Source organism: Myxococcales bacterium (assembly GCA_016706225.1).
In the GTDB taxonomy this organism is placed as follows: domain Bacteria; phylum Myxococcota_A; class Polyangia; order Polyangiales; family Polyangiaceae; genus JADJKB01.
On the sequence record JADJKB010000024.1, the window covers coordinates 108907 to 134645 of the forward strand.

Genomic DNA, 25739 nt, shown 5'->3' on the forward strand with positions numbered 1-25739 from the left:
AGGCTGGCGCGCGTCGACCCGCGTCACTCTCAGGGGGAGAACGTCACCGACTTCCCGCTCAGACCGAATGGGTCGTTGCCCGAGTAGGCCGCGTGCACCGAGCCGGAGGCCGAGTAGCTCCACGAGCTTTGCAGCAGCGAAGCCAGGGGGATGCCAGCGGTGTTGTTGCCCGCGCCGCCCTTCGAGACCCCGATGATGCCGCCGGACGCGGACTGATCTCCGAACGTCAACGTGACAGCGCCGGACGACGTCAGCTTTGCGGTCGCAGTCGCGGTGCCCCCTCCGCCCCACTGGGCCACGTTGGCGAAACGCACCGAGATGCTGGCAGGGTCCTCGTGGTAATAGGTCACCTTGCCCCCCGCCGATGGATCCAGATCGGCGAAGAAGAGCGCGATCCGCGGGGCGCCGGTGAGGAAGCGAGTCTCGTTGCGATCGGACTGGGAGCTGTCGCTCTTGCCGAACGTGATGTTGCCGTCGGAGTTCACCCAGGCCGAGGCGTAGGTCTGGCCGAAGAACGGGAAGTTGAAGCCGAGCTGCACCGACATGCTGCCGTCGTCGGAGAGCGGCAACAGGTACTCGGTCGGTGGCGGTGGGGGCGGTTTGACCCCGCCGTCGAGGCTGAAGGCGATGCTCTTGTCGCCGAGATCGAAGGGCGCGGAGCCGGAGAAGACCTGGAAGATGGTGTCGGTTCCACCGTTACCGATGGGCTGGGCGAGTTTGCCCAGCGACTGTTCGGTGCCGCTGTTGCCGTTGCCGCCCCTGGAGACGCCGACGACGTACGAGCCCGGCGCCACCTGCCCGTACGCGAGCTCGATGAGCCCGTCCTTGTGCAGGGTGACCGCGACCGTGCTCGTGGAGGTCGAACCGTAAAGGCGGACGCCCTGGTATCGGACCGTGAGCGTGCCGTCTTTTGCTTCGTAGGCCACACTTCCGCCCGCAGACGGATCGAGGTCCCGGTACAGCGCGGCGATGCGCGGAACGCCAGCGAGGAAACGCGCCTTGTCGCGTGGGGCCGTCGACGAGTCACCACTCCCGAAGCTGAGATTGCCGTCGGAGTTTGCGAAGACCTTCGTGTAGCTCTTGCCGAAGAAGGGGAACGAGAACCCTAGCGGGATCTCGGCGGACGCATCGTCGCTGAGCTTGAGCACGGTCTCGACGGGCTGAGGAGGCGGAGTCGGCCCGGGACCGTCGCCGGGCGTGAGCTCCAGAGTCTGGTTCTGCAGGCCGAAGGAGTTGTTGGCGAAGACCTGGTACAGGGCGGGCGTGCTGCTGTACGCGAGCTTGCCGGGGCTGAGCTGAAGCTCGCCCGCGTTGTTGCCCGCGCCGCCGCGCGACACTCCGACCACGTAGCCCGAGCCGCTCACACCGCCGTACGCCAAGCTGATGGCACCGGAGGCGTTCAGGGTCACGGTCACGCTACCGCTGCCGGTTTTGTCGAAGCGGCCGACCTTGTCGTAACGCACGAAGACCGCATCGGCTGCGCTCTTGCCCCAGCTCACCGAGCCACCGGCCGCGGGGTTGAGGTCGGCGTAAAGGGCCGCGATGCGGGGTGCGCCGGTCAAGAAGCGGCTTTTGTCTCTGGGAACACTCGCGTTGTCGCCGGCTCCGAAGCTGAGGTTGCCATCGGCGTTCACGTACACCTCGGGATAACTCGTGTCGTAGAAGGGGAACGAAAAACCGAGGCTCAGCTTGCGGCTGTCGTCGTCAGTGAGTGAGAGCTTCTCCTCGAAGGGGTCGAAGTGGGCGTCGCAGGCGTCCCCCTTCCCGTCGTGATCCGTGTCCTTCTGATCAGCGTTGAGCGTGTCCTTGCAGTTGTCGTGCAGATCGGTGACGCCGTCGCCGTCCGTGTCGGTCGGGTCCTCGGGTTTGTAGATGACGTAGGTCGGATTCTCTTCGATGCGCGCCTTGCCGTACGCGATGAGTGCGTATCCGTTGTCGCCCCAGTTGCTGCCCCAGCTGTTGCGCAAGATCCACACACCCTTGCCACTCTTGTGCTGCACGGTATCGTTCCAGCCCACGAGCGTGACGATGTGGTTCGTCGAGTAGTAGTTGCACTCGTTCGAGTCGTAGATGCCTCCGCCGTATCCGGGAAACGACCCACACACACTCATGGTCACACCGACCGAGCCGTGCTGCAGGATGGCGGCCTTCATCGCGCTGATGTCGCCGGTCTGGATGCTGTGGAATGACTCGATCTTGTACGGGTGCTCTGGGACGTTCTTGCAGTACTGATCGTGGGCCGTGTACGGGTAGTCCTTCTCCCACACACCGCCTTGTTTGGTGAAGGCAGTGTAGGCCCAGTACCCGCCACCACAGCTGCCCTTGCCGCTGCAGTTCAGCACGAATTGTTCGCTCAAATCGACGATCTGTTTGTCGTAGACGGCGATGGCGGCCTCGACCACACCCACCGTGCCAAAGGCCCAGCAGCTGCCGCAGCTGCCTTGCGAGCGAACGGGCGGGATCCCGACGCCGTGTTCGCGCGAATCCCAGTGATCGGGCAGCTGAATGTCGTACGCCTCGGGCGCTTGCTGTGGCTTCTCGTCGCCGACGTCCGCCGGGAGCGCGAAGCCAGCGAGGCTCACGAGCTCGAGGTGTGTCGGGTCGCTCTTCCTGATGCTGTAGCTGTACTGGTGGGTGTCGATCACGTTCTGGTGGTAGACGAAGCGTTTGTCGAGCTCGACGTCGTCGGGAGTCGCCAGCGGCGGCCCCGGATCAAAGTACTTGTCGTTGCCGTCAATGGGAGGGAATGACGGATCGCTGCTCGGGCTCGATTGTTTGGCGGGCGTCCCCGTCAGGTCGCCTGCCCCGTCGACAGCACAGCCCGCGAGCAATGCCGCTCCGGCCACCCAGATGATTCGTCCGAGGTGAGTCATTCGATTGCTCGCAATGCCGCCTCACCGGTGGTGTGATCACCGGTTGGCTGCGCGGAAATGGAAATGGGACGCCGGATCCACGGCGCGCGGATCTGGCAAATCCAAGACAAGCGCGCGCGTCGATCTTGCAGCGGTCCCCGTCGATTTTCCGAGGGAGCTCGCCGGTGCGCCCAGAGCACAGTCCCGCCGGCGAGCTCCGACTCGGTGTGGTCGAGGCCCTGACGCCCTGCGCTCACTCTGTGGCGAAAGAGCGACGCGCAGAGTGCTGCGCGGCGAGGCTAAGTGCTGGAAAATGGGCGACTGTGTGGACTGGTATGACCAGTGCAGAGTGGCTCGGTCATGAAAGCTCTCTCCGCTTCTTTCCTGATTGTCTGTCTCTCCACCGCCTGCTCGTTCCGGCACGACGACGATTCGCCGCGCCTCACGGATCCCGAGGGGCCCGTTGCTGCCTCGGCGGCGGAGGCCTGGCCCAAGGCGCCAACACAGGTCCCGGCCATCGATGAGCAAGCCATTCTCGATGCCTGCGCGCTGGCAGGCGCCTGCGCCCCTGAAGTCACCGCTGAGGACAAGTCGACCCGAGTCTCTCTGGTTCAGCTCTGCGTCTCCGACATGGTCTTCTCGGCCGAGCGCGCCATTCCGATCAGCCAGTGGTCCGCTCGCAACGAGCGCGCGGAGTACTGGGTCGACTGTGTGCTCACGCACACCAATGACTGCGGCGCGGTCAACGCCTGTGCGACGAAGCGCGATTCCAGGATCACTTGTCAGGAGGACGGCTGCTCTGCTTCGGAGAAGTTCGAGGTGTCGTGCAACGGCAGTGTGGCAACGCTGAAAGGAGCTGGTGCTTCGTTCAGTCGCGACTGCGCGCGGGCGTTCGCGGAGTGCGATCCGAAGAGCGAGACCGGCTGTACCGACCGACACTACTCGGCGTGCCCCAAGGACATCAGCACGAAGGACCGTTGTGACGGTGACGTTCGCCTCGGCTGCGACGGCATGGGTCAAGTGAGCTACCATGACTGCACGCGCCTTGGCGGGATCTGCGGCACCACCCCGGACGGCTCGGAGGGCTGTATCTACCCGGCGCCGGTGTCAGCGGAGTGCGGCGAAGAGGCAGCAGCGCCCGAGTGCTCCGGAGCGACCCTGTCTACCTGTGTGAACGGACAGAGAGTCAGCACCTCGACGTCGCTGTGTCAGGGGCCTTGAGCGCAGGCTCACCGCCTGCGAGAGTGTCATGATCTCCTGGACCAGGCGAAGGTCATGAAGATGTTGGACACTGCGAGCGGGATGATGGGCAGCAGGGCGGGCGCGTTCGGAGCTCGGCGCTGGCGAAGCGGGAGCTTCGCATGGGCCGCCGGGTTGTTCCTGCACTTTGGCTGCGCTGAGCCGGCGCACCCTTCCGCGCCGAGTGTCCTACCTGACCCGCCCGTGCGCGACGCCGCCGCCGCCGAGGAACTGGCTGAGCCAGCGCCGGTCCCTACCGAGGCGTTGTCGGAGCTACCGCCGGAGGAGCGTTGTGCCTCAGGGGTGGGGGTGGGTGGGCTGCGGGCTTGGCCCACTGCAAGTGGTCGTGAGGTTTCGAGCCGGCGTGGCGGCGTCAACGTGAGTGGCAAGCTCGATGCACTGAAACCCGGCTACAACTGCGGCGGTTCACCGGTCGGTTGTGCGGAGCTCTCGCCGTTGACTGCGACGGTCGCTGCCGACGACGGCACGAACATCGAGCTCCGGGCGGGCCACAACGAGCGCGGCGAGTATCTGGCGCTCGGTCGCCGGCACCAGTTTTCGATCGTGTGGTGTGGGGCCGACGACGCCGGCCGCCCGTATGCCGAGCTGCGTGGCGCGAGTATTCTCGACCGAACGGTGGGCGCGCCCGCCGCCGGCTGTCTCATGGAAGTGCACTCTTCGGCACCGCTTGCCAAGCTCGAGGCGTGGCCTCGCCTGCCTCTGGCGGAGCTGTCACGCAAGTCCGTGCAGGCGGGCGGCTTCAACACCGAGGGCTGGGTGTCTGATCGCTTCGTCCCCAAGCCGTGCCCGAAGGGCAGGGCGTGCAAACCTCAACCTCCGCCGCACGTCACGCTGAGCGACGCCGCATCGTCGCGCGGGCACAGCCTCGTACTCATGACGCCGTCGCCCATGAAGATCCCGCTCGGCGGCCCGTATCAAGTGTCGGTGGCGCTGTGCGGCTCGAGTATGTACGGCGGCGACAATGAAGGCACGTTGGTGGCGCTCACACGGAAGAAACCGTAAGGCGGGCGCGGCCCATGTTCCACGCCAAAGGACCCACGTTCTTCGAGCTCGTGCGGCAGGCTCTCGCGTCTACCGAGGGCGGCTACGACCTGCTCGCGCCGAAGTTCGACTACACGCCGTTTCGCACACCGGATGCAGTGCTCGCGCCGATGGTGGATCTCATCGGGGGCCCCGGCTCCATCGACTCTGCGTTGGACGTCTGCTGTGGGACAGGCGCGGCGATGGCACACCTTCGCGCCGTCTGCCGGGCGCGGGTGGTCGGCATCGACTTCAGCCAGGGCATGCTCAGCGAGGCACGTCGGCGTCTCGGCGACGCACCCGGTCAGGCCCGCGTCGAGCTGGTGCACGGCAACGCACTCAATATGCCCTTCGAGCGGGAGTTCGACGTCGTCACCTGCGTCGGCGCGTTGGGTCACATCCTGCCACGCGACGAAGAGCGCTTCGTTCGCGGGATCTGGCGCGCGCTGCGACCCGGAGGACGTTTTCTCTTTGCCACCGGAGAGATGCCACCGCTGAGCTCGCCATGGCGCTGGGCCACTCACGCCTTCAACGGCGTCATGCGCGTGCGCAATGCCGTCTGGAAGCCCGAGTTCGTGATGTACTACCTCACGTTCGCGTGGCCCAAGGTGCGGACGCTGCTCGAGGGTCAGGGCTTCCGAACAGAAGCGCGAGGCGACGTCTGCCCGCCACCGTTCGAGCGGGTGCTCATCGTCGTTGCAACACGCTGACGCGTCGTCGGCGCGGGCGCCTGCCCTCATGGCCACCCTTTCCAGCTAGGAGCTGAGTCGATGGCTCTACTTCACGTGTCTGACCGGGATCTCGTGGCCGTCCACCGTGATCGTGCACTCGCCGTCGAGTGCGTTCACTCCACCCCAAGTGATGGCGACTTGGACCTCCACCTGGCGGTGTGCCTCGCGGTAGCTGCCGCGGGTAGCGTCCGCCGTCGCGTGGAGCTCACCGAGACCTATCCACGACCAGGAACGGCGTGCGATCTCCGTTCCATCCCATTCGAGCTTGAAGCCCTTGGTGAGCTCGTTGCGTGAAACAACGAGCTCGTGCCCTTCATGCTCGGCTTCCCAGCGCGTTCCAAGCATCCCCATGCGCTGAACATATCCAACTTACCATCAGCGGTCGAGCGCCGTGGTCGGCGTGCTTGAACCCGCCCAAAGAACTGGCCGACCTCCGCTCTAACTCCGCGCGCGTCGCGACCCGCTCGTAGTCCACCTTCGCCATTCCAGCAGTATCTCACCGACGTGTGGGTCATAGCCATGCGCCCCTAGAACACCGATCGGCTTGCGCTGCTCGTGTTCTAGGACCTTTACGTTGGGGCTGCGCCACAAACCCCCGGCCTTCGGCCGTGCGCGCTCCGCGCGCGAGCGCCGAACACCTTGCAAGTCCCGGAAAACAAACGACGTTCAACCTGTTCGGCGCTCTAGCCATCTGCGTCTTCGGCCAATGCTTGGCATGCGAGTGACTCGTGTTTCCTGGGGGTTGGCCTCCCAGCTAGAGTCCGAGGGTGGCGCTGCGCGATCTCACGCCTGAAGAGCTCGAGCGAGTCAGCACAGGCACCATCGCGCACTACGAGCTGTCTGCAGAATCGTTCCGCGAAGGTACCAAAGACCACGACGTGAGCCAGAACGTCGATGCGTTGCTCCGGCACATCGAGGGCACTCCGCCTTTCTCGATCTTGGATTTGGGGTGCGGGCCGGGTCGGGACTTGGCGACTTTTGGCCGCTTGGGTCACCTGGCCGTGGGGCTGGACGGCTCGGCGAGCTTCGCGCGCATGGCCCGGGAGCGGACTGGCGCCGAGGTGCTGCACCAGGATCTCTTGCGGCTCGACCTGCCGCGCGCGCGGTTCGACGGTGTGTTTGCCAACGCCGTGCTCTTCCACGTGCCGAGCCAGGAGCTGCCGCGGGTGCTCTCGGAGCTCCGCGAGACACTGAAACCTGGCGGCGTCCTCTTCTGCTCCAATCCGCACGGCCCCGACCGCGAGGAGTGGCACGGCAACCGCTACGGATCGTTCCTCTGCTGGGAGAGCTGGCGAGGCCATGCGACGCGGGCCGGGTTCGAGGCGCTCGAGCACTACTACCGGCCCAGCGGTCTCCCGCGAGATCGGCAGCCGTGGCTCGCGAGTGTGTGGCGCAAGCAGTGAACCAGAGACACAAAAAGCAGGGAGCATGGTCAGACCCGAGAGCGAAGAGCAGGCGCGCATCTACCAGCAGCGGGCCGACGAGTACGACGAGCTCATCTGCGCGGAGGACGCCGACGGAGAGCTACCGCGAGAGCTAGCGCGCCGTGTGCCGCTGAGCGGGGCAGTGCTGGTCGACGTGGGTGCAGGTACGGGACGCATCGCGCGCTTGCTCAGCGGTAGCGTCGCACACGTACACCTGGTCGAGCGTGCGGCGCCGATGCTCGCTCTGGCCGAGCGCCGGCTCGCCGAGAACGGCATCCAGAACTTCACCGCCCACCTGTCGGACGTCCGGGAGCTGCCGCTCGCGGACGCGTCCGCCGACGTCGCCATCGCGGCCTGGGTGTTCGGGCATTTTCGCTCGTGGATGCCCGAGACCTGGCGCACCGACGTTGATGAAGCCCTCGCCGAGATGCGCCGCGTGCTCCGTCCGGGCGGACATCGCGTGCTGGTCGAGAGCCTCGGTACCGGGCACGAGACACCTCGCAAGAACGAGCCGCTCGACGAGTACTTCGAGTTTCTGGAGCGACGACACGGCTTCGAGCGGAGTGTCATCCGCACCGACTACGTCTTTCCGGACGTGGACACCACCGCGCGCATCGCTGGAGGGTTTTTCGGAGACGCCATGGCCAAACGCATCCGCGAAAACGCTTGGGCGCGGCTGCCGGAGTGCACGGCGGTGTTCGTCTCCCGGGGATGAGCGGCCGTCGAAAGCACGGAAACACCCGGAGCGCCCCTTGCTCCCAGTTGTCACGTTCGGACCCCCGCGTTAGGAAACGGGCATGGGTGCGCGCGACATTCACGGTCCCAAGCCGCCGTGGGACAAGGGCTTCACCGTCGTCGGCAAGTCGCATCGAAAGGTCGACGGTCTGTCGAAGGCGACCGGTGAGGCCATCTACACCGACGACATCCAGCTGCCCGGCATGTTGCACGCCAAGACGCTGCGCAGCCCGCTCGCCCACGCGCGCATCAAGAGCATCGACGTGACCCGCGCCCTCGCGCTGCCGGGCGTACACGCGGTCATCACCGGTCGCGACATGCCGGAGCGGTACGGCGTCATTCCGTGGACTCAGGACGAGAACGCTCTGGCTTTGGACAAGGTGCGCTTCGTTGGTGATCCCGTGGCTGCGGTCGCTGCCATCGATGAGGACACCGCCGTGCAGGCGCTCGAGTTGATCGACGTCGAGTACGAGCCGCTCCACGTCTTCCTCGATCCGGAAGATGCCCTCGCGAACGCCGAGCCGAAGATCCACGAGGACAAGAAGAGCAACGTCAGCAAACACGTTCTGCTCGACTTTGGAGACGTGGACGGTGCCATCAACTCGGCGGATGTGATCGTCGAGGGTGAGTTCGGCTTTCACGGCACGACCCACGCGCCCATCGAACCGCACTGCGCCGTGGCACGCGTGTCACCGGACGGCCTGCTGACGGTGTGGAGCGCGACCCAGATCACCCACTACGTTCACCGCGCGCTGGCCAAGGTGCTCGAGCTGCCGGAGCAGCAAATTCGGGTGATCCAGCCCTGTCTCGGTGGAGCGTTTGGCGGCAAGAGTGATCCCTTCAGCCTGGAGTTCTGCGTGGCGAAGCTGGCGCTCGTCACCGGGCGCCCGGTGAAGATGCTCTACACCCGAGAAGAGGTCTTCTACACCCACCGCGGGCGTCACCCGATGAAGCTCCGGTACAAGACCGGCGCCACGCAGGACGGCCGGCTGACGGGCGTCGACGCGAAGATCCTGATCGACGGGGGCGCCTACAGCTCCTTCGGTCTGGTCACGACCTACTACTCGGGTCAGCTCTTGACGGGGCCCTACGATTTCCCGACCTACCGCTTCGACTCGACGCGGGTGTTCACCAACAAACCGCCGTGCGGGCCCAAGCGCGGGCACGGCTCGGTGCAGCCGCGGTTCGCGTTCGAGGTGTTGCTGGACGAGGTCGCGGAGAAACTCGAGATGGATCCCATCGAGATCCGGCGCAAGAACTTCCAGGGCGCGTACACCGAGACCGTCAACGGGCAGCGCATCACCTCCAATGGTTTTGCCGAATGCCTGCTCGCCGTCGAGGGCGCCAGTGACTGGAAGAACCGCCGAGCCAAGCTGCCCTACGGGCGAGGGCTCGGTGTTGCCGGCAGCATGTACATCTCCGGCACCAACTACGCCGTCTATCCCAACGAGATGCCGCAAGCGGGCATTCAGCTCAAGGTCGATCGCTCCGGCATCGTCACGGTGTTCACCGGCGGCAACGACATCGGGCAGGGAAGTAACTCGGTGGTGCGCTACATCGTCGCCGAAGAGCTCGGCGTGCCGGCAGAACACGTGCGGGTCGTCGCCGCGGACACGGATCTCTGCCCAGTCGATCTCGGGGCGTATTCCAGCCGCGTGACCTTCATGGTCGGCAACGCCACCATCGACGCCTGTCGCAAACTCCGTTCGCAGATCGTCGAGGTCGTGGCCCAGAAGTGGGAGGTCGCGTCCGACCGCATCTACATGGCTCTGGGCGAAGTCGTGGACCTGGCCGACGTCGAGCACAAGATGAGCGTGCGCGAGGCGTTTCAGCTGGCCGAGGCCAAGCTCGACACCCTCGGCTCGACCGGCGCGTACAACACCCCCGAGCTCGGCGGGAAGTACCGAGGCGGCACGATCGGCGCCTCGCCGGCGTACTCGTTCACCGCGCACATCGCTGAGGTCAGCGTCGACGTCGAGACGGGGCGCATCAATCTGGACAAGATCTGGGTCGCCCACGACTGCGGTCGCGCGCTGAACCCCACGCTCGTGGCGGGGCAGATGGATGGGTCGGTCTACATGGGCGCGGCCGAGGCCGTGATGGAGAACCACGCGGTGGACGCGCGCGGGCTGCACACCGGGCCGTCGCTCCTCGACTACCCGATCCCGACCACCCTCGACACGCCGGAGATCCAGTCGCTGATCGTCGAGAGCATCGATCCCGAGGGGCCGTACGGCGCGAAGGAGGCGGGCGAGGGCCCGCTGCACTCGGCGATCCCGGCCATTGGTAACGCCATCTACGACGCCATCGGCGTTCGTTTGCACGACCTGCCGTTCACACCGGCCAAGGTCCTCGCGGCGCTCCGCGAACAGCGTGAGCAAGTCGAACAACGGCGCGCGCGCCAGGTTCAGGCGGCGGAGTAGGCACATGCTGAGGCTGCCGCAGTTTTCCGTCGAGAGCCCGACCACCCTGGAAGGGGCGCTCGCGCTTCTCTCCGAGCACAACGGTCGCGCGCTGCCCATCGCCGGCGGCACCGACTTGTTACCCAACCTGAAACACCGACTCGCGGAGCCGGAGCTGTTGGTGTCACTCGCGAACGTGGCCGAGCTGGCTGGCATCGTGGTCGAGGCCGACGGCACGCTGGTGATCGGCGCCATGACGCCGCTCGACACTCTGGCCCAGCACCCGGCGGTTGTCGCCCGTGCACCGGCCTTGGCTCAGGCTGCCGGCATCGTCGCGAGCCCGCAGATCCGCCGCATGGGCACGCTTGGCGGCAACGTGATGCTGGACACCCGCTGTCGCTACATCAACCAGACCCACTTCTGGCGGCAGGCCCTCGGGTTCTGCTTGAAGAAGGACGGCACGGTCTGTCACGTCGTCGCCGGTGGCAAGAAGTGCGTCGCTGCGGCCAGCAACGACACGGCGCCCGCCCTGATGTCCCTCGGCGGGGAGCTCGACTTCCGAAGCACCCGCGGCGCGCGGCGCGCGAAGATCGACGAGCTATGGAAGACGGACGGTATCTTCAACAAAAAGACGGATCTCGACGAGCTCCTGGTGAACGTGCGGGTTCCGCCGCAGCACCCGGGTCACCGCGGTGCGTACGGAAAGATGCGCGAGCGGGGTTCGTTCGACTTTCCACAGCTCGGCATCGCGGTGCGTGTCGATCTCGATGGTGGTGCCGTGGTGGATGCGGACGTCGCGCTGGTGGCGCTTCAGGCCCGCCCACTGCACGTCAAGGACGTCGCGGACACCATGCGCGGCACGCGTCCGGGCGAAGCGAGCTTCGAAGACGCGGCGCGCGCCGTCGCCGCTCGCGCGTTCAAACAGTGCCACCCCATGCCCAACATCCCCGGTGATTCCGACTATCGCCAGGAGATGGTCCCGGTCTACGTGCGGCGCACATTGATGGCGGCCGTCGGGCTGGGCGAGCGGCCGCTGACGTGATGCGTGTCGGGTCGCTGCTGCTCGGGGTTGGCGCGTGCGTGCTGCCGTTCGCCTGCGCGGCAAGCGGGGGGTCGACCTCGCGCCCGAGCGCGCCCGAGCTCGCGCGCTACCCGCTGGTCGTCACCTTGAGCAGCATCGGGCAGGGGACGGACCCGGACGCACCAGGTCAGCTCGAACGGGTCGTGAGTGATTTCGAGACTCAGAACGCCGTGTTTTTGGCAGTGAAGGTTGCCGATTGGGGCAAGGAAGGGGAGGACGACTACTGCTACTCCCTGGCGGAAGTGTCGCCCGAGAAGGCTCGGTCGCTGATCCACGCGGTGCGCGCGGCCTTCGCGGGGAATGAGCTGGTGCAGGTCCGGGAAAACGTGGCGTGTCGGGAGAGCAAGAATTCCCGCTGACCATCGCCCCGGCTCGCGGAGCCGCCTCGCGGTCGACGCCTCTCGAACGTGCATGTTCCCTCCCTTCCGGCGCCGGCCTAGGATTCCAAGTGATGGTCCACCGCTGGCTCGCGCCGTTCGCTTTGTGTCTTCCGCTCGCCTGTTCGTCGACCTCGACCAACGATGGAGCGGGCGGGAGCACGACCGGGGGCTTGGGGGGCGGCGCGGGGGTCGGTACCGGCGGCAGCAGCACGGGTGGCGGTAGTACGGGCGGCAGCAGTGCAGGGGGCAGCAACACGGGTGGCGCGTCCGGGGGAGGCGCCTGTGTGAAAGGGACTGGCGGCCTGCTCTACGACTGCGCCATTCCCCAGATCACGAGCTTGGCGGTGGACGACAAGGACGTGTTCTTTGCAATGGCCGCCAGCGGGGGATGGGAGCTACATCGCGCTCCCAAGGATGGCTCCGCCGCGCCGATCGGAAAATGGGCGGACATCGGCGCCGCGCCGAGCGTCGGTGACATCTTGGTGGACGACGAGTTTGTCTACGTGGCGACCACGAACGTGAACATCGCCGTGACCCGGTTCGACAAGAAGACCAAAGAGTCGACAGTGCTGGTCGACGCCGTCGGCTGCACCGAGGTCTCGTCGACGGCTCCGTTGGCGCACAACGCCCTGTATCTCTTCTTTGCGTGCAACGGAGATCTGACGGTCCGACGGATGGAAAAGGCGAGCGGAACCTGGAAGACCGTCGATACGATTGGGCAGACCGTGAGTTTCACCGGCTTGGCCGCTTCCGACGCCGAGGTCTTCACCGCGATGGGCGGGGTCGACCATTGCTCGGTGGGCCCGGGGTGCGGCCAGGTATCCGCGGCAGCCGGTTACACCCGCGTGGGTTTCGCCGGCAGCGATCTCTACGCGCTGACCCCAGCCGGTGCAGCGAAATTTGCGAGCGTCGTCACCGCTGCCGCCGACGTGCTCGTTACCACGAACGCCAGCGACTTTCGCGTGGACACGAAGGGTCTCTACGCGCTCGACAGCGCCGCGCTCAAGGGCATCGAGTTCGGTGCGGGTACCGGCAAATCAGTGCCGATCGCCGGCAAACCCGGCGGCATCGCGTTGGACGCGAATTTCGTCTACTGGTCCGACCAGCAGCAGAGCACGATCAACCGCCTGGCGCGTTAGCGGCTCGAGCTCGAGAGCAGCGCCGCGCGGAGCGCATCGATCGAGCAGCTCCGCGCCAGCGGCGCCGCTCACTTCGTGCGCAGCATCTCTCGGTAGGTGTTGGTCCCCTCGACGTTCCGGAAGATGACGAATTGGCTCGCTTCGACGTGTACGATCTCGTGCGTCTCCGGGGTCATCGAGTTGTCGCTGGCGGAGACCGTCACGAGCCAGCGCCCGTCGAAATCCGGCAGCTTGTCCGCGCCGGAGACGGACCACTCGCAGTCGTGGCTCGACGCCAGCTGCTCCGCTTCGAAGGTCTTCAGCGTGGCCGTGTGGTCAGCGCGGAGCTCCCACTCGTAGGTAGAGGTCTCGAGCTGTCCGGCGAACTGCCCCACGAGCAGGCTCGCGAGCTCATCCGCCGCAGGGGCAGGCTGCGTGGGCCAACCGGCGTCCGGGGAGCTGTCCGTGTTCGTGGTGCCACCCGCGGCGCCGCCGCTTCCGGCGCTGCCGGCGCTGCCGACGCTGCCTGCCGCGCCACCGCTGGCGTCAGCGCTGTCGCTTCCAGCGCTGCACCCTGCGGTGCCGAGACAGATCAGAACGGAGAGAGCAGCGAATGACTTCAGGCTTCGTTGTTTCATGGGGAGCTCTCTCGGGTGAACCTTGGAGCGAGTTGCGGGTTCCCTTCGCGCTCCCTCACTTGACCCGCTGCATCTCGGTGAACACGTCGTGCCCTTCGATCTTTCGGTAGAGCGTGAAGCCGTCCGTCGCGACCACGACGATCTGGTGGGTCTCGGGTTTCATGGTGTCGTCGCTGGGCGAGAACCTGATGAGCCATCGGCTGTCGTAGTCCGGCATCTCGTCGGCACCGGAGACTGACCAGCTGCAAAGGTCCGTCGTTGGAGCTGGGTCATCCGACGTGTGATCGCCGACCAGCGCAGTGTGGTCCGCGCGCAACTCCCAGGCGTAGATGAAGGAGTCGCGGTTGCCGGAGAATTTTCCCAGCAGCATGCTCGAGTAATCGTCGGCTGCGGCGGGGCCGGTTTTCGTCGGACAGCTCGTTCCGTCGGCACCGTTGCCGCCGGCCGCTCCGGCGTTGCCGCCCCCACCAACACCATCGCTCCCCGCGCCGCATCCCGCGGTGCCCAGACAGATCACGAGAGAGATGGCTGCGAACAGGGGGTGGCTTCGGTGTGTCATGGCGGCCTCTCTCGGCGGGAAGTCGGAGTGGGTTTCCGATCTTCTTTCGCGCCGGCGAAATTCGCGTGCGCCCGTCCCGGCAGGAGCGGCCAGAGCGGCCGTCGTGGTAAGCCTGCGGGCATGAGCGGTGCCCACGAAGCGGCGGTATTCGCCGGCCTTCTGGCGCTCGCTTGCCACGCGGCGCCCGCCCCCGAGACGCCGGTGGTCGAGACTCGGGTCGAAGGAGCCCCGCAGGCATCGAGCGCCGATCCGGTCGGGCAGCCGCCCGCACGGGAACCCATGACCGAGGGCGAGCCACAAGATCCCACCTGGTGCGGCGGGCGGCTCATCATGTTCACGAAGGAGCTCGGAGACGCCCGGGCCAGCGAAGCGAAGGACAAACCGGGCGTGCACTATCAGGTGCGCTGGAGCTACGGTAAGGACGCGCCGGCGGCGCTGTCGCGGGCACAGGAGCTCAGTGGTCGACTGAGCCTGAGCATCCTCGAGTGGGTCCCAGAAGAGGATGGGTACCTGCGTATGGAGCTCGAGTGCGGCGAGGTATTCTTGGGGGACGAGTGAGCGAGCGCGGGAGCAAGACACCGTGGATCATCGCGCTGGTGCTCGGCGGCATCGGCTGCTTCACGCTGCTCTTCATCGGCGCCATTGTTGGAGCCGTGTTCTTCCTGCGGAGCGGGACCTCGACTCCGACACCCGTACCCGTCGCAACGGCGCTCTCCCCCGACCCGCCGGAAGAGACCGCGACAGACCCGAGCACCGCCGACGAGCCGAGCGGAGTCGAGGAGCCAGATGCCGGTGACCTACCGGCCGAAGTTGTGGTGGACACCAAGCTCGAAAAGTATTCCGTCTTCGGCAGCAGCGCAGCGGAGCTCCGGCAAGAGCTCAATCGGCGAGGTCCGACCATCGACGGCAGCCGACACGACGCGTACACGCGCTGGTATGTGCGCTGGACCTACCCCTACGACCGCATGCCGACGAGCTGTGGCACGGGACCGGTGAAGGTCTCCGTCAGCGTGACGATGACACTCCCGGACTGGAGACCTCCCGACGATGCGCCGGCAGACGTGACCACGCGCTGGGACAGGTACCTTCAGGCGCTCGAACGCCACGAGAACGGCCACAAAGAGCACGGTCTGATGGCGGCCCGTGCGGTGCTCGTCAAGCTGAAGGGCCTCGGCTCTGCCCGGGACTGCGACACGATGAACCGCGAGGCCAACGAAGAAGCGAACCGAGTCCTCGACGTCTACAAACAGAAGGACAAGACCTACGATCGGGACACCCGGCACGGCGCGACGCAGGGCGCGCGTTTCCCCTGACCAGACGCTGGGCGGGCGTTCGCGGGCGAGTTGCGCTAACTTCGTCGGCATGCGGATCGCAATGGCTTTGGTTGGCCTTGGGCTGGCGCTCGGGGCTTGTAGTGGTTCGAGTAGCGACGACACCGCGAGCACGGGTGGCGCGAGCACGGGCGGCGCGAGCACGGGCGGCGCGAGCACGGGCGGCGCGAGCACGGGCGGCGCGAGCACGGGCGGCGGCGCCGGGGCCGGCGGAACGAACATCGGGGGCGGCGCGGGGAGCGGCGGCACGAGCGTGGGCGGCGGCGCCGGGAGCGGAGGAACCAACACCGGCGGCGCGGCTGGCGCAGGCGGAACCAGCGCAGGCGGAACCAGCGGCACCGGCGGCGCGACCGATGGCGGCACCGGCACCGTGTGCGGTGGCAAACAAGGTAAGCAGTGCGCGAAGTCCGAGTACTGCAACTTCGTGCCGGACTCCTGCGGGTACGCCGACCAGACCGGCACTTGCGAAAAGCGCCCGACCCTGTGTCCCGACAGCTGCCCCGGTGTGTGCGGTTGTGATGGCCAGTTCTACTGCAACAGCTGCGATGCTGCAGTCGCGGGCGTCGACGTGACCGGTGACAAGAGCTGCATGGACGCGGGCGCCAGCGGCGACGCCGGCGTTGGCAGCACGTGCACCACCGACGTGCAGTGCCTCCAGGGGCTCAAGTGCTGTTATCCGTGCGGTCAGGCTGGTTGCAAGAACCAGTGCATGAAACCGGTGAACGGCAGCTGCCCGCTCTTTCCGTGAGTCGCGTGCGTCAGAGACTTGGCCATCGGCGTGCGCCGACGGCTACGATCTCTCACCCATGCTCCCCCTCAGTTTTTCTCCTCGGATCGTTCGGCGAACTGCCCGCATCCCGTGTCAGGTGGTTCGCCTCCGCGATTTCAGCCTGGTTGCAGACGTCATCGAGAACGTGTCGCCGGACGGCTTCCTGGTCGGGCCTGCCGACGTCGTGCTGACCGGCGAGCCCGTCATCGTGTCGTTTCAGTTGCCAGGGATCCGCGACTACATCGACGCCGAAGCAACCGTGGCACGAGTCGTCCACGGTCGACGCCCGGGCGAAACCCGCCGCGGGCTCGGCCTCGAGCTGACCCAGATCTCGGACTTCTCCCGGCTGCTTTTGTCGGCCTTCATGCGGCGCTTGCCGCCGATCCCCCCGGCGTACCGCTCGGGCTACGCACGCATGAGCGAGATCGCGCGCCTGGCCAGCTGAAGCGTTCGCTCTATGCTCGGGGCACAGTGCAACCGAGTGACCGCCCCGTGATCGCCGGCGTCGTGCTCGCCGCGGGCGAGTCCGCGCGCTTCGGTGGACCCAAAGCGCTCGCCGAGCTCGGTGGCGCGAGCTTTGCGGCTCGAAGCGTAGACGCGCTGCGGGCCGCTGGCTGTGAGCCCGTCATCGTCGTGGTTGGACCCCCACACGAGGCACAGGTAGCTGCGGCGGTCGCGGGTTGCAGCATTGCCCGAAACCCGAGCCCGGAACGCGGCATGCTGAGCTCGCTGCAGGCGGGGCTGCGCGAGGTAGCGCGCGTGGCTCCCGCGGCCGACGCGGTGCTGTTCTCGCTCCTCGATCACCCGCGCGTGCGGGTCGAGACCATCGGGCATTTGATCGCCGAGCGAGCGCGTGCCGGACACGGCGCGCTCCGACCGCTGGTCTCCGGCCGCGGAGGACATCCGGTGCTCTTGTCGCGGAGCGCCGTCGCGGGGCTCTTGGCTGCCGCCTCGACGGCATCGATCCGTGACGTGCTCGCGGCCGGCGGCGGGATTTTCGACCTCGCGGTGGAGGACGACGGTGTCTTGGACGACATCGACACCCCCACGGATCTGAGCGCGCTCACCGCGGGGGTCGGCGGGAAGACGTGAGCTTCGACGGCCGTCGTTGACAGAGCGCCAGCCCTTCGCTAATCGCCAGCCGTCCGCGTGGCCCTGATCGTCCAAAAATACGGTGGCACCTCGGTAGGTAGCCTCGAACGGATGCAGCGCGTGGCGCACCGCGCGCTCGAGTGTCAGCGCGCCGGCAACGACGTCGTGCTGATCGTGAGTGCAATGTCCGGCGAGACGAACCGACTGCTCGGCCTGGCGCACCAGGTGAGCCCCACCCCAGAAATGCGCGAGCTGGACGTGCTCGCCGCCACGGGCGAGCAGGTGAGCGCGGCGCTCGTGGCCATGAACATCCAGGCGCTCGGCGGCAAGGCGCGCAGCCTGCTCGGTCACCAGGTCAACATCCAGACCGACGCTGCGTTCACCAAGGCACGCATCCACACCATCGAGGGCAGCAAGGTTCGCTCCACCCTCGACCGCGGAGAGATCGCGGTCGTCGCCGGCTTCCAGGGCGTCGACCCGGACGGCAACATCACCACGCTGGGCCGCGGGGGCTCCGATACCTCAGGGGTTGCCGTGGCGGCGGCCATCAAGGCCGACGTGTGTGAGATCTACACGGATGTCGACGGCGTCTACACCACCGACCCCAACATCTGCCCGTCTGCGCGCAAGATCGATCGCATCAGCTACGAAGAGATGCTGGAGCTTGCCTCGCTCGGCGCCAAGGTCCTGCAAATTCGCTCGGTCGAGCTGGCGATGAAATACGGAGTGCCGATCCACGTTCGGTCCTCCTTCAACGACAACCTGGGAACCATGGTCACCAACGAAGAAGGTCTGGAGTCCGTCGTCGTCGCAGGCGTCGCCTACGACAAAGGCGAAGCCAAGGTGCAGCTCATCAACGTGCCGGACCGTCCGGGTATCGTGGCTGCCATCTTCGGCTCCCTCGCCGAGCGCAACGTGTCCGTCGACATGATCATCCAGAGTCCGTCGCGTGAGAGCGGGACCACCACGGACGTGACGTTCACCGTGGCCAAGACGGATCTTGCCCGGTGCAAGGATCTGATCGAGGAAAAGGCGCGGCTGATCGGCGGCGCCGCCGTCGAGTACGACCCGGACATCGTCAAGGTCAGCATCGTGGGCCTCGGCATGCGTTCTCATGCCGGTGTCGCCTCGAAGATGTTCCGGCTGCTCGCCGCCGACGGCATCAACATTCAGGCGATCAGCACCAGCGAGATCAAGGTCAGCTGTCTGATCCACTCCAAGTACACGGAGCTCGCCGTGCGGGCGCTGCACGACGGCTTCGGCCTGGATCAGAGCCCAGGCACCATCAGCGATCTCTGAGCGCGGAAGCCGCACGTCGGCTAGTGAATCGGGCAAGCCCGGACCGTGACCTCGACTCGTTTTGTGCCTGCGCTGCTCTCAGGGGGGCGCGAGCCGGGGTCCGGTTGCACCGCTGACCGGTCCGGCCGGTTGGATGCCAGCCGCGAATCGCGCGGCCAGCGCTCGGCCTTGCGCCCTGCCCCGCGCAACGACTATGCCAGTCAGAGTTGGGCTTTGCCGTCCGACGAGGGAGTGCAGGAGAGCTTTGCCCATGAAAAAGCAGCGGACGATCGTGGTTGTGGGGGGAGCGCAGTCGGGGCCGACAGCTGCCGCGCGCGCTCGTGAGACGGATGACGGTGCGCGCATCGTGCTCATCGAGCGTGCGACAGAGGTCAGCTACGCCGCGGCCGGTCTTGCTCATCACCTCTCGGGAGAGGTCCCGTCCCTTGCGGAGTTGAACCGCGAGACGGCGGAGCTGTTCCGCAGCTTCTACGACATCGACGTGCGAACGGGCGTCGAGGTGAGCCGCATCGACGCAAAGCAACGGCGTGTCGAGGCTGGCGGTGAGACGCTGGAATACGACGCGTTGATCTACGCGCTCGGCGCCGACTCCGTCGTCCCTGCGCTCCTCGATGGGGCGAGCAACGTCTTCCGGTTCAGGACTCTGAAAGATCTCGAAGGCATCGTGAGCGGCATCGATGCCGGCAAGCGGCGGATCGCCATTCTGGGAGGAGGGTTCTTCGGGGTCGAGGCTGCCGATGGCCTGCTCCGGCGAAAATGCGAGGTCGTCCTGGTCGAGCAGGGACCGCGGCTCTTGTCGAGCTTCTCGCCGACGGTCTCCGGCATGGCGAGCGCGGAATTGGGAAAGCTCGGCGCGAGGGTGCTCACTGGCGCAACCCTGGCCGATGTTCAGCGGAGCGGTACGCAGGTCACCGCGCTCGTGCTGGCGTCCGGCGAGCGAATTCCGGTCGAGCTCGTGGTCGCGACGGCCGGCATCGTCCCGCGTACCGAGCTGCTCAGACACGCGGGCGCGAAACTCCTTCGGGACGGGAGTGTCGCCGTCGATGAACGCATGCGTTCCAGTCTGGCTGGCGTCTACGCGTGCGGCGTCTGCGCGAGCGTGGAGCACGCCGTCACCGGAAAGCGGGCTCTGGTCGCGCAGGCGTCCATTGCCGACAAGACCGCGCAGATCGCCGGTGCAAACGCGGCGGGTGCAAAACACAAGATGCCACCCGTGCTCGGGACGGCCATCCTGCGCGTGGGCGAGCTGGTGTGCGCTCGCACGGGCCTCTCGCTCGAGGGCGCCAAGAAGGGAGTGGCGCTCACCCGGGTGCACGCGCCCAGCCACGATCCGTGGTTCCCCGCGTCGTCACCCATCAGCATCGAGCTCTTGCACGACAGCAAGACCGGCCGGCTCCTGGGTGCCGATCTGGCAGGCCAGCAGGGTGTCGACAAGCGCGTCGACGTGCTCGCCACGGCGCTCTCGGGCGGGCTCACCGTGGACGAGCTCGCGAGCCTGGATCTCGCCTACGCACCCGCGTTCTCCGCGGCGCGCGATCCGGTCAACGTCGTGGCGTCGGTCGCCGCGGCGACGAAGCGAGGGCTGGCGCAGGCGGTCAGTCCGGCTGAGCTGAACCGAGCGCGCGGGGAGCTGGTGTTGGTCGATGTGCGCGCGAACGGGTCGGCCCTCGCTGGCGCCATTCGCTTGCCGCTGTCGGCCCTCCGCGCGCGCTTCGGCGAGTTACCCGGCACTGGCCGCTTGGTCTTCGTGGATGAGTCAGGCCGCGGCGGGTATCTCGCCGCGCGGATCGCCGTGCAGCGTGGGAGGGCCCAGGCAGGTTATCTCTCCGGAGGTCTACGTTCGCTCGAGCTCGAGCTCGAGCAGGGCGCGCAGTGAGCCCAAAGGGGTGGGTACCGCCGGCCCCGGCCGACCGTGAGCGACTGCCGCCGGAGCAGGTGTTCGACGCTGGGCTCCTCAATCACCACATCTCGAACACTGCTTACCCCATCGCGCACGATCGTACCTTTGCGCCGTATCGAATCCGAGAGGCCGACCAGCGCGCCGTGATACGGCACGCTTTCGCCGATATCCGAGATCTCGGCCTCTACGTCCACATTCCGTTCTGCGAGACTCGCTGCGCCTTCTGCGAGTACACCGTCGTGCGGCGCGAGGAGTCGGAGCTCGCCCGAGAGTACGTCGATGCTCTGCTGGGTGAGCTCGAGCTGTGGGACGCGGAAATCGAGCTCGGCTCGAGGCGATTTCACGGCCTCGATCTCGGCGGCGGGACCCCGACGTTCTTGCCGCTCGAGCAAATCGCGCGGGTGCTCGAGGCGGTCCGCCGCAAGGTGCACTTCCGCTCCGGTGACGTTTCCATCGAGACCACGCCGCGCATCGCCGCGCGTGAGCCGGACAAGATCGCCGGGCTGCCTCGCCTCGGCATCGATCGCATCAGCATGGGCGTTCAGGTCTCGGAGACCAAACTGCTGGCCGACCTCGGGCGTGCCGACAACGGGGTGGCGGAACAGCGACGAGCCGCAGAGAACATCCTCGGCGCGGGGTTCCGACGCTTCAACGTCGATCTCATGTACGGGTTTGCGAACCAGACGCTCGACGGTTGGCGAGCGACGCTCGAGCATGCCATTCGGCTTGGACCGGACGCCATCACGCTCTACCGCATGCGCTACAAACTCACGCGCATCTCGCACCAGGCGGGGGCGGTCACGCTCGAGCACGTGCGGCCCCTGGCCGAGCTCGCCAAGCGGGTGCTCGGCGACGCCGGGTTCGCCGCCAACCCCGGCAAGACGACCCTCAGCCGCATCCCGGGCGACGTCGGGACGTCCAGCTACCTGGCCCAGCGAGTTCGCGCGGGGATGCCGTACCTCGGGCTCGGGCTCGGCGCCCAGAGTTATTCCCACACCACGCTCTCGTACAACGACGGCGCCGTCGGCAAGAACCTCACGCCCTACTTGCGCAGCGTCGCCCGCGGTCGACTGCCACTTCAGGACCTCTACGACCTGCCGCTCGCGCACGCCATGGGCAAGATGTGTGCGGTCAGCTTCTACTTCGGTGAGATCGATCTCGCGGCGTTCAGCGCCAAATTCGGCCTCGAGCTCGAGCAGGCGTTCCCCTCCGAGGTCGCCTTCGCGAAGGGGCGAGGGTTGATGACGCAGACCGCCCGATCGCTGGCACTCACACCGCTCGGCGCGCACAGCGTGAACGGGGTGATTGCACTATTTTTCGCCCCGAGCATTCAGCGTTACCTGGTCGAGCGCGATCCCAGCGCAGCGGGTGACTTCGTGAGGCAGCGCAACCTGGCCTTGCGCGTCGCAGGTCCGGAGGCAGCCGGTGTTTGATTTTGCCAACGTGCTCTTCGCCGGTCCTTGCAACCGCGCGTGCCCGTTCTGCATTGGCAACCAGCTGCCTGCGTCGGTGAACGAGCCCAACTTGACCGTTTTTCCGCCTCGAGGGCTCGATGCCTTCGTGCGGGCAGTCAACCAGCACGTCGTGCCCGAGATCGTGTTCACGGGCACGACGAGCGACCCCCAACTCTACCGCTTCGAGGCTGAGTTGCTGGCGCTCTTGCGCGAGCGACTCCACCCGGGAGCGCGCTTCTCGGTACACACCAACGGCGTGCGCGTGCTGAGCCGTTTGCAGGTCTTCAACCGCTACGACCGCGCTTGCATCTCGCTGCCGACGCTACGCCCCGACATCTACGAAAAGATGATGGGCTCGCGCGAGGTGCCGGATCTGCGTGAGATCATCCGGTGCGCCCGGATCCCGCTGAAGGTGTCGGCCGTCGTCAACGAGCACAACGCAGACGACATCGACACTTTCATCCGAGAGTGCGCGGGTCTGGGCGTGCGCCGCTTCGTCGTGCGTCGGCTGTTCGGGGACAAGCGCGCGTGGGACATTCTCGGCGGGCTGCGGCCGCTCCGGCACTATCGCGAGAACCCCGTGTTCGACTACCAGGGCATGGAGGTCACCTACTGGGACTTCGGGGATGCCACCTCGCGCAGCCTGAACCTCTTCGCCGACGGCACGCTGGGCGACGAGTATCGATTGACCGAGACCGTTCAGCTGCGGACGCAAGCGCGCCCGGTCGCTTCCTCCCGTGCCTCGGTCAGCCTGGTGTCAGGCGAGGAAATCGGTTGAGTAGGGCGCGGGAAACGCTCAGGTCTGGCCTTCGTCCGCGATTCGTCGCAGGATAATTGCCGAGCGGCGTGCTACGCCGTTGCGCGGTTGGCAAGACGCCCGCCGCACCTTGCTTTCCCGAGGAGCATCTCAAATGAAGCCGTTGTACGTAGCGCTGATCGGTCTTGGTCTGGGTGCAATTGCAGGGGTCGGCGCGTGCCGCACCGATGGCTCGGATGGTGGTGGAGGTAGTGCCGGTGTCGGGGGCGGGGGTGCGGGCGGCACGGGTCAAGGTGGAACGGCCGCCGGTGGCCAGAACACGGGCGGCGTTGGCAATAGCGGCGGCGGTAATACCGGCGGCGTTGGTAATGGCGGCGGGACCGGGGGTGGCAACTGCCCGGCGTTGGCCAAAGAGGACACGGACGCGGCGTGTTCCGACAACTGTGACAACGACGGTGACGGCTTCACTGATTGCGACGACTTCGACTGTGAAGGCAAACCCGCTGTCTGTCCGGCCAAGCCCGTCGAAAACTCGAACCCACTCTGCTCCGACGGCATCGACAACGATGGGGACAACAAGATCGACTGCGCCGACTTCGACTGCGGCCTGCTCTTGGTGTGCAAGGGTGAAAAGACGAACGCCGCGTGTTCGGACGGCAAGGACAACGACGGGGACGGCAAGATCGACTGTGCCGACACGGACTGTCAGACGGAGGCCATCGTGGTGTGTAACGGCGCGACACCGGTGAGCCCGCTGCCCGCCAAGAACACCTGGGCTGCGCTGGTCAAGACCGCGTGCTCCGACGGCAAGGACAACGACACCAACAACTTCACCGACTGCGGCGATTTCGGCTGCAAGGACAGCATCGAGGCGCTGGACTGCAAGGACCTGCCGGTCGAGGGGGACAACAAGACCTGTTCGGACGGCCTCGACAACGACAAGGACGGAAAGACCGACTGCGCCGAGAAATCGTGCCAGGCGGAGGGCATCGTCGTGTGCAGCAAGACTACGCCGGGTCAGCCCGCGAGCCCCCTGCCGACTGCGGCACAGTGGGCGGCACTCGCCGACGCCGAGTGCAAGGATGGCAAGGACAACGACACCAACACGTTCATCGACTGCAAGGACTTCAGCTGCTCGAAAAACCCGGTGGTCACCGTCTGCAACTCGGAGGCCAACGACGTCACGTGTGCGGACGGCAAGGACAACGACGCAAACGGGCACATCGACTGCGATGACTTCTCTTGCAGTGACAACGCCTTCGTCACGGTCTGCAAGACCGAGAAGACCTTCGCCGACTGCAGCGATGGCAAGGACAACGACAACAACGGCTTCGCGGACTGCGACGATTTCTCGTGCAACCCGAAGACCGGCACCAAGAGCCTCGCCTGTCAGTGAGCGAGGGCTGAAGAAGGAACGGCGCCGAGCCTTGGCCCGGCGCCGTTTTCCGTTCAGAGAACGGCCGTGGTCAGTTCATGTTGGGCTCGAACAGGCCGAGCACGGCGCCGCTCGGGTCCTGAACGGCGGAGATCTTCCCGACCTGGGGCACCTCGATCAGCGGCATCAACACCTTGCCTCCGAGTTTGGTCACCCGTTCGTTGGCCGCCGCGAGTTTTTCGACGTGCACGTAGGTGAGCCAGTTCGGCGGCATGTTCTCGGCTTTTTGCACGTCGGCGACCTGGCTCTTCTCGGTGCCGAGCACCAGCATCTCAGCCGTTGGTCCCGCGTGGGTCTGCCAGCCGAAAACCTTGGCGTAGAACGCCTTGGCTCGCTCGGGATCGCTGGTCGCGAGGGTCTCCCAGCAGAACGCGCCGACCCCAGGCCGTTCCGGCAAGGGATCCCCAGCGCTGTCGGCCTGAAGCGCAGCAATCGCGGCGCCTGCGAAGTCCGTGAACACCACGATGCGTCCCACGTCGGGGATGCTCATTGGCGGCATCACGACGTTGCCTCCCTCTGTCGCCGCGCTCTTGGCGATCGTGTCAGCGTCCGTGACCGAGACGTAGCTCAGCCAGGCCGTTGGCGCTTGGGGCATCGGCTTTTTCATCAACCCACCGATACCAATGTCACCCAGCTTGATGATGGTGTACGTCGAGCCCCCCATGTCCATGTCTTCGAACTTCCAACCGAAGAGCTCGCCATAAAAGCCCTTGGTCTTCTGGGTGTCGTCCGTCATGATCTCGCGCCAGACGACGCGGCCGATGTTGTGATGCGTCATTGCTCTCCTCCTCCTGACCGCAGCGGAATTCGCCAGCGGGGTATGTCGGGTAACATATTTTGCGCCGGGAGGAACCAGTCCGGCTAAACTCAGGCAATCCGCATGGTTTACGCCCCGACGCACAAACCGAAGACCCACGCCCGGATTGTCTCCGTGGCCTCGAAGCTGTTCCGCGCGGAGGGTTTCCGCGCAACAGGCGTCGACCGCTTGATGTCCGCTGCAGGGCTGACACGCGGCGGCTTCTACGCTCACTTCCGCGACAAGAGCGCACTCCTGCTCGAGGCGCTCGAGACCGCCTTCGACGAGTCGAGTGACAATCTGTTCGCGCGCGGCCACGAGCAGCTGCGCGGCGAGGACTGGGTGCGAGCGGCGGCGCGTCGTTACCTCTCGCCCGCGCACCGTAGCGAGGCGGCACAGGGCTGTGCCGTGCCGTCGTTGGGCGCGGAGGTCGCGCGCGCACCGGCCCCCGCGCGACGCGTGTTTGGGCGCCGCATCGCGGCTGTCATTGACGGCATGACCGAGCGTTTGGGGGGAGGAACCCAGGCGCGGCGGCGAGCCATCACTCTGCTGTCTTCCTGGGCCGGCGGCATACTCTTGTCCCGCGCGACCCTCGATCCGAAGCTGTCCGAAGAAATCCTGGCGGCGGTTCGCGCCGAGTCGGCGGCACCGGACCGAACGCGCGGTCGCCAAGGGTCCGGCGCCCGAAGATGACGCGGCTTTGTCG

At 66.5% G+C, this 25739-nt stretch carries 25 protein-coding genes; 20 read left to right on the top strand and 5 right to left on the bottom strand.

Features of this window, described 5'->3' with window-relative positions:
- Nucleotides 1–29: 29 nt before the first annotated feature.
- Nucleotides 30–2873 (bottom strand): thrombospondin type 3 repeat-containing protein, encoded by a 2844-nt coding sequence (locus tag IPI67_36340; GenBank protein MBK7585643.1) that lies wholly within the window; start codon nucleotides 2871–2873, stop codon nucleotides 30–32.
- Nucleotides 2874–3212: 339 nt separating this feature from the next.
- On the opposite strand from IPI67_36340, the gene IPI67_36345 reads away from it, so the two are divergent.
- From IPI67_36345 to IPI67_36355, 3 genes are all read left to right on the top strand, one after another.
- The gene (locus tag IPI67_36345) at nucleotides 3213–4073 is read left to right on the top strand and encodes a hypothetical protein (GenBank protein MBK7585644.1); all 861 of its coding nucleotides are present in this window, start codon (nucleotides 3213–3215) and stop codon (nucleotides 4071–4073) included.
- Between the two features lie 222 nt (nucleotides 4074–4295).
- Nucleotides 4296–5114: a hypothetical protein gene (locus IPI67_36350; protein ID MBK7585645.1), complete on the top strand. Its 819-nt coding sequence runs from the start codon at nucleotides 4296–4298 to the stop codon at nucleotides 5112–5114.
- Between the two features lie 14 nt (nucleotides 5115–5128).
- Nucleotides 5129–5842 carry a class I SAM-dependent methyltransferase gene (locus IPI67_36355; protein MBK7585646.1) on the top strand — a complete coding sequence of 238 codons (714 nt, stop codon included), beginning with the start codon at nucleotides 5129–5131 and terminating at the stop codon, nucleotides 5840–5842.
- 66 nt (nucleotides 5843–5908) lie between these two features.
- Here the strand turns inward: IPI67_36355 and IPI67_36360 are convergent, their stop codons facing one another.
- Nucleotides 5909–6214 (bottom strand): hypothetical protein, encoded by a 306-nt coding sequence (locus IPI67_36360; GenBank protein MBK7585647.1) that lies wholly within the window; start codon nucleotides 6212–6214, stop codon nucleotides 5909–5911.
- A 422-nt stretch (nucleotides 6215–6636) separates the two neighbouring features.
- Here IPI67_36360 and IPI67_36365 point away from each other — a divergent pair, with 422 nt between their 5' ends.
- The 6 genes from IPI67_36365 to IPI67_36390 all read left to right on the top strand — a co-directional run bounded on the left by IPI67_36365 (nucleotide 6637) and on the right by IPI67_36390 (nucleotide 13024).
- Entirely contained in the window at nucleotides 6637–7266 is a 630-nt protein-coding gene (locus IPI67_36365) for a class I SAM-dependent methyltransferase (GenBank protein MBK7585648.1), read from the top strand.
- 25 nt (nucleotides 7267–7291) lie between these two features.
- Nucleotides 7292–8002: a class I SAM-dependent methyltransferase gene (locus IPI67_36370; GenBank protein MBK7585649.1), complete on the top strand. Its 711-nt coding sequence runs from the start codon at nucleotides 7292–7294 to the stop codon at nucleotides 8000–8002.
- Between the two features lie 82 nt (nucleotides 8003–8084).
- Nucleotides 8085–10445, top strand: a complete 2361-nt coding sequence (locus IPI67_36375) for a molybdopterin-dependent oxidoreductase (protein ID MBK7585650.1) — start codon at nucleotides 8085–8087, stop codon at nucleotides 10443–10445.
- A gap of 4 nt (nucleotides 10446–10449) precedes the next feature.
- On the top strand, nucleotides 10450–11466 hold the full coding sequence (locus tag IPI67_36380; GenBank protein ID MBK7585651.1) for an FAD binding domain-containing protein: 1017 nt from the start codon (nucleotides 10450–10452) through the stop codon (nucleotides 11464–11466).
- Nucleotides 11466–11864: a hypothetical protein gene (locus IPI67_36385; GenBank protein MBK7585652.1), complete on the top strand. Its 399-nt coding sequence runs from the start codon at nucleotides 11466–11468 to the stop codon at nucleotides 11862–11864. Before IPI67_36380 ends, IPI67_36385 begins: the two co-directional genes overlap by 1 nt.
- A gap of 92 nt (nucleotides 11865–11956) precedes the next feature.
- Nucleotides 11957–13024 (top strand): hypothetical protein, encoded by a 1068-nt coding sequence (locus IPI67_36390; protein ID MBK7585653.1) that lies wholly within the window; start codon nucleotides 11957–11959, stop codon nucleotides 13022–13024.
- A 68-nt stretch (nucleotides 13025–13092) separates the two neighbouring features.
- On the opposite strand, the gene IPI67_36395 is transcribed toward IPI67_36390, so the two are convergent.
- Entirely contained in the window at nucleotides 13093–13641 is a 549-nt protein-coding gene (locus tag IPI67_36395) for a hypothetical protein (protein MBK7585654.1), read from the bottom strand.
- Nucleotides 13642–13696: 55 nt separating this feature from the next.
- Nucleotides 13697–14200, bottom strand: coding sequence for a hypothetical protein (locus tag IPI67_36400; GenBank protein ID MBK7585655.1), 504 nt, complete (start codon nucleotides 14198–14200; stop codon nucleotides 13697–13699).
- 120 nt (nucleotides 14201–14320) lie between these two features.
- On the opposite strand from IPI67_36400, the gene IPI67_36405 reads away from it, so the two are divergent.
- From IPI67_36405 to IPI67_36450, 10 genes are all read left to right on the top strand, one after another.
- Nucleotides 14321–14758, top strand: coding sequence for a hypothetical protein (locus IPI67_36405; protein ID MBK7585656.1), 438 nt, complete (start codon nucleotides 14321–14323; stop codon nucleotides 14756–14758).
- Nucleotides 14755–15513, top strand: a complete 759-nt coding sequence (locus tag IPI67_36410) for a DUF922 domain-containing Zn-dependent protease (protein ID MBK7585657.1) — start codon at nucleotides 14755–14757, stop codon at nucleotides 15511–15513. The genes IPI67_36405 and IPI67_36410 overlap by 4 nt, the downstream gene beginning before the upstream one ends.
- A gap of 49 nt (nucleotides 15514–15562) precedes the next feature.
- Nucleotides 15563–16279, top strand: a complete 717-nt coding sequence (locus IPI67_36415) for a hypothetical protein (protein MBK7585658.1) — start codon at nucleotides 15563–15565, stop codon at nucleotides 16277–16279.
- A 58-nt stretch (nucleotides 16280–16337) separates the two neighbouring features.
- Nucleotides 16338–16745 carry a PilZ domain-containing protein gene (locus tag IPI67_36420; GenBank protein ID MBK7585659.1) on the top strand — a complete coding sequence of 136 codons (408 nt, stop codon included), beginning with the start codon at nucleotides 16338–16340 and terminating at the stop codon, nucleotides 16743–16745.
- 26 nt (nucleotides 16746–16771) lie between these two features.
- Entirely contained in the window at nucleotides 16772–17392 is a 621-nt protein-coding gene (locus IPI67_36425) for a nucleotidyltransferase family protein (GenBank protein MBK7585660.1), read from the top strand.
- Between the two features lie 57 nt (nucleotides 17393–17449).
- Nucleotides 17450–18691 carry an aspartate kinase gene (locus IPI67_36430; GenBank protein MBK7585661.1) on the top strand — a complete coding sequence of 414 codons (1242 nt, stop codon included), beginning with the start codon at nucleotides 17450–17452 and terminating at the stop codon, nucleotides 18689–18691.
- Between the two features lie 250 nt (nucleotides 18692–18941).
- A complete protein-coding gene (locus tag IPI67_36435) occupies nucleotides 18942–20567 on the top strand; it encodes an FAD-dependent oxidoreductase (protein MBK7585662.1) in 1626 nt (541 codons plus the stop codon).
- Nucleotides 20564–22024: a radical SAM protein gene (locus IPI67_36440; GenBank protein MBK7585663.1), complete on the top strand. Its 1461-nt coding sequence runs from the start codon at nucleotides 20564–20566 to the stop codon at nucleotides 22022–22024. The genes IPI67_36435 and IPI67_36440 overlap by 4 nt, the downstream gene beginning before the upstream one ends.
- The gene (locus IPI67_36445) at nucleotides 22017–22823 is read left to right on the top strand and encodes a radical SAM protein (protein ID MBK7585664.1); all 807 of its coding nucleotides are present in this window, start codon (nucleotides 22017–22019) and stop codon (nucleotides 22821–22823) included. The genes IPI67_36440 and IPI67_36445 overlap by 8 nt, the downstream gene beginning before the upstream one ends.
- A 133-nt stretch (nucleotides 22824–22956) precedes the next feature.
- Nucleotides 22957–24198: a hypothetical protein gene (locus IPI67_36450; GenBank protein ID MBK7585665.1), complete on the top strand. Its 1242-nt coding sequence runs from the start codon at nucleotides 22957–22959 to the stop codon at nucleotides 24196–24198.
- A 70-nt stretch (nucleotides 24199–24268) separates the two neighbouring features.
- Here the strand turns inward: IPI67_36450 and IPI67_36455 are convergent, their stop codons facing one another.
- Complete coding sequence (locus IPI67_36455) at nucleotides 24269–25015, bottom strand: VOC family protein (GenBank protein MBK7585666.1); 747 nt, start codon at nucleotides 25013–25015, stop codon at nucleotides 24269–24271.
- A 102-nt stretch (nucleotides 25016–25117) separates the two neighbouring features.
- Here IPI67_36455 and IPI67_36460 point away from each other — a divergent pair, with 102 nt between their 5' ends.
- A complete protein-coding gene (locus IPI67_36460) occupies nucleotides 25118–25726 on the top strand; it encodes a TetR/AcrR family transcriptional regulator (GenBank protein MBK7585667.1) in 609 nt (202 codons plus the stop codon).
- The last annotated feature ends 13 nt before the right edge of the window (nucleotides 25727–25739 follow it).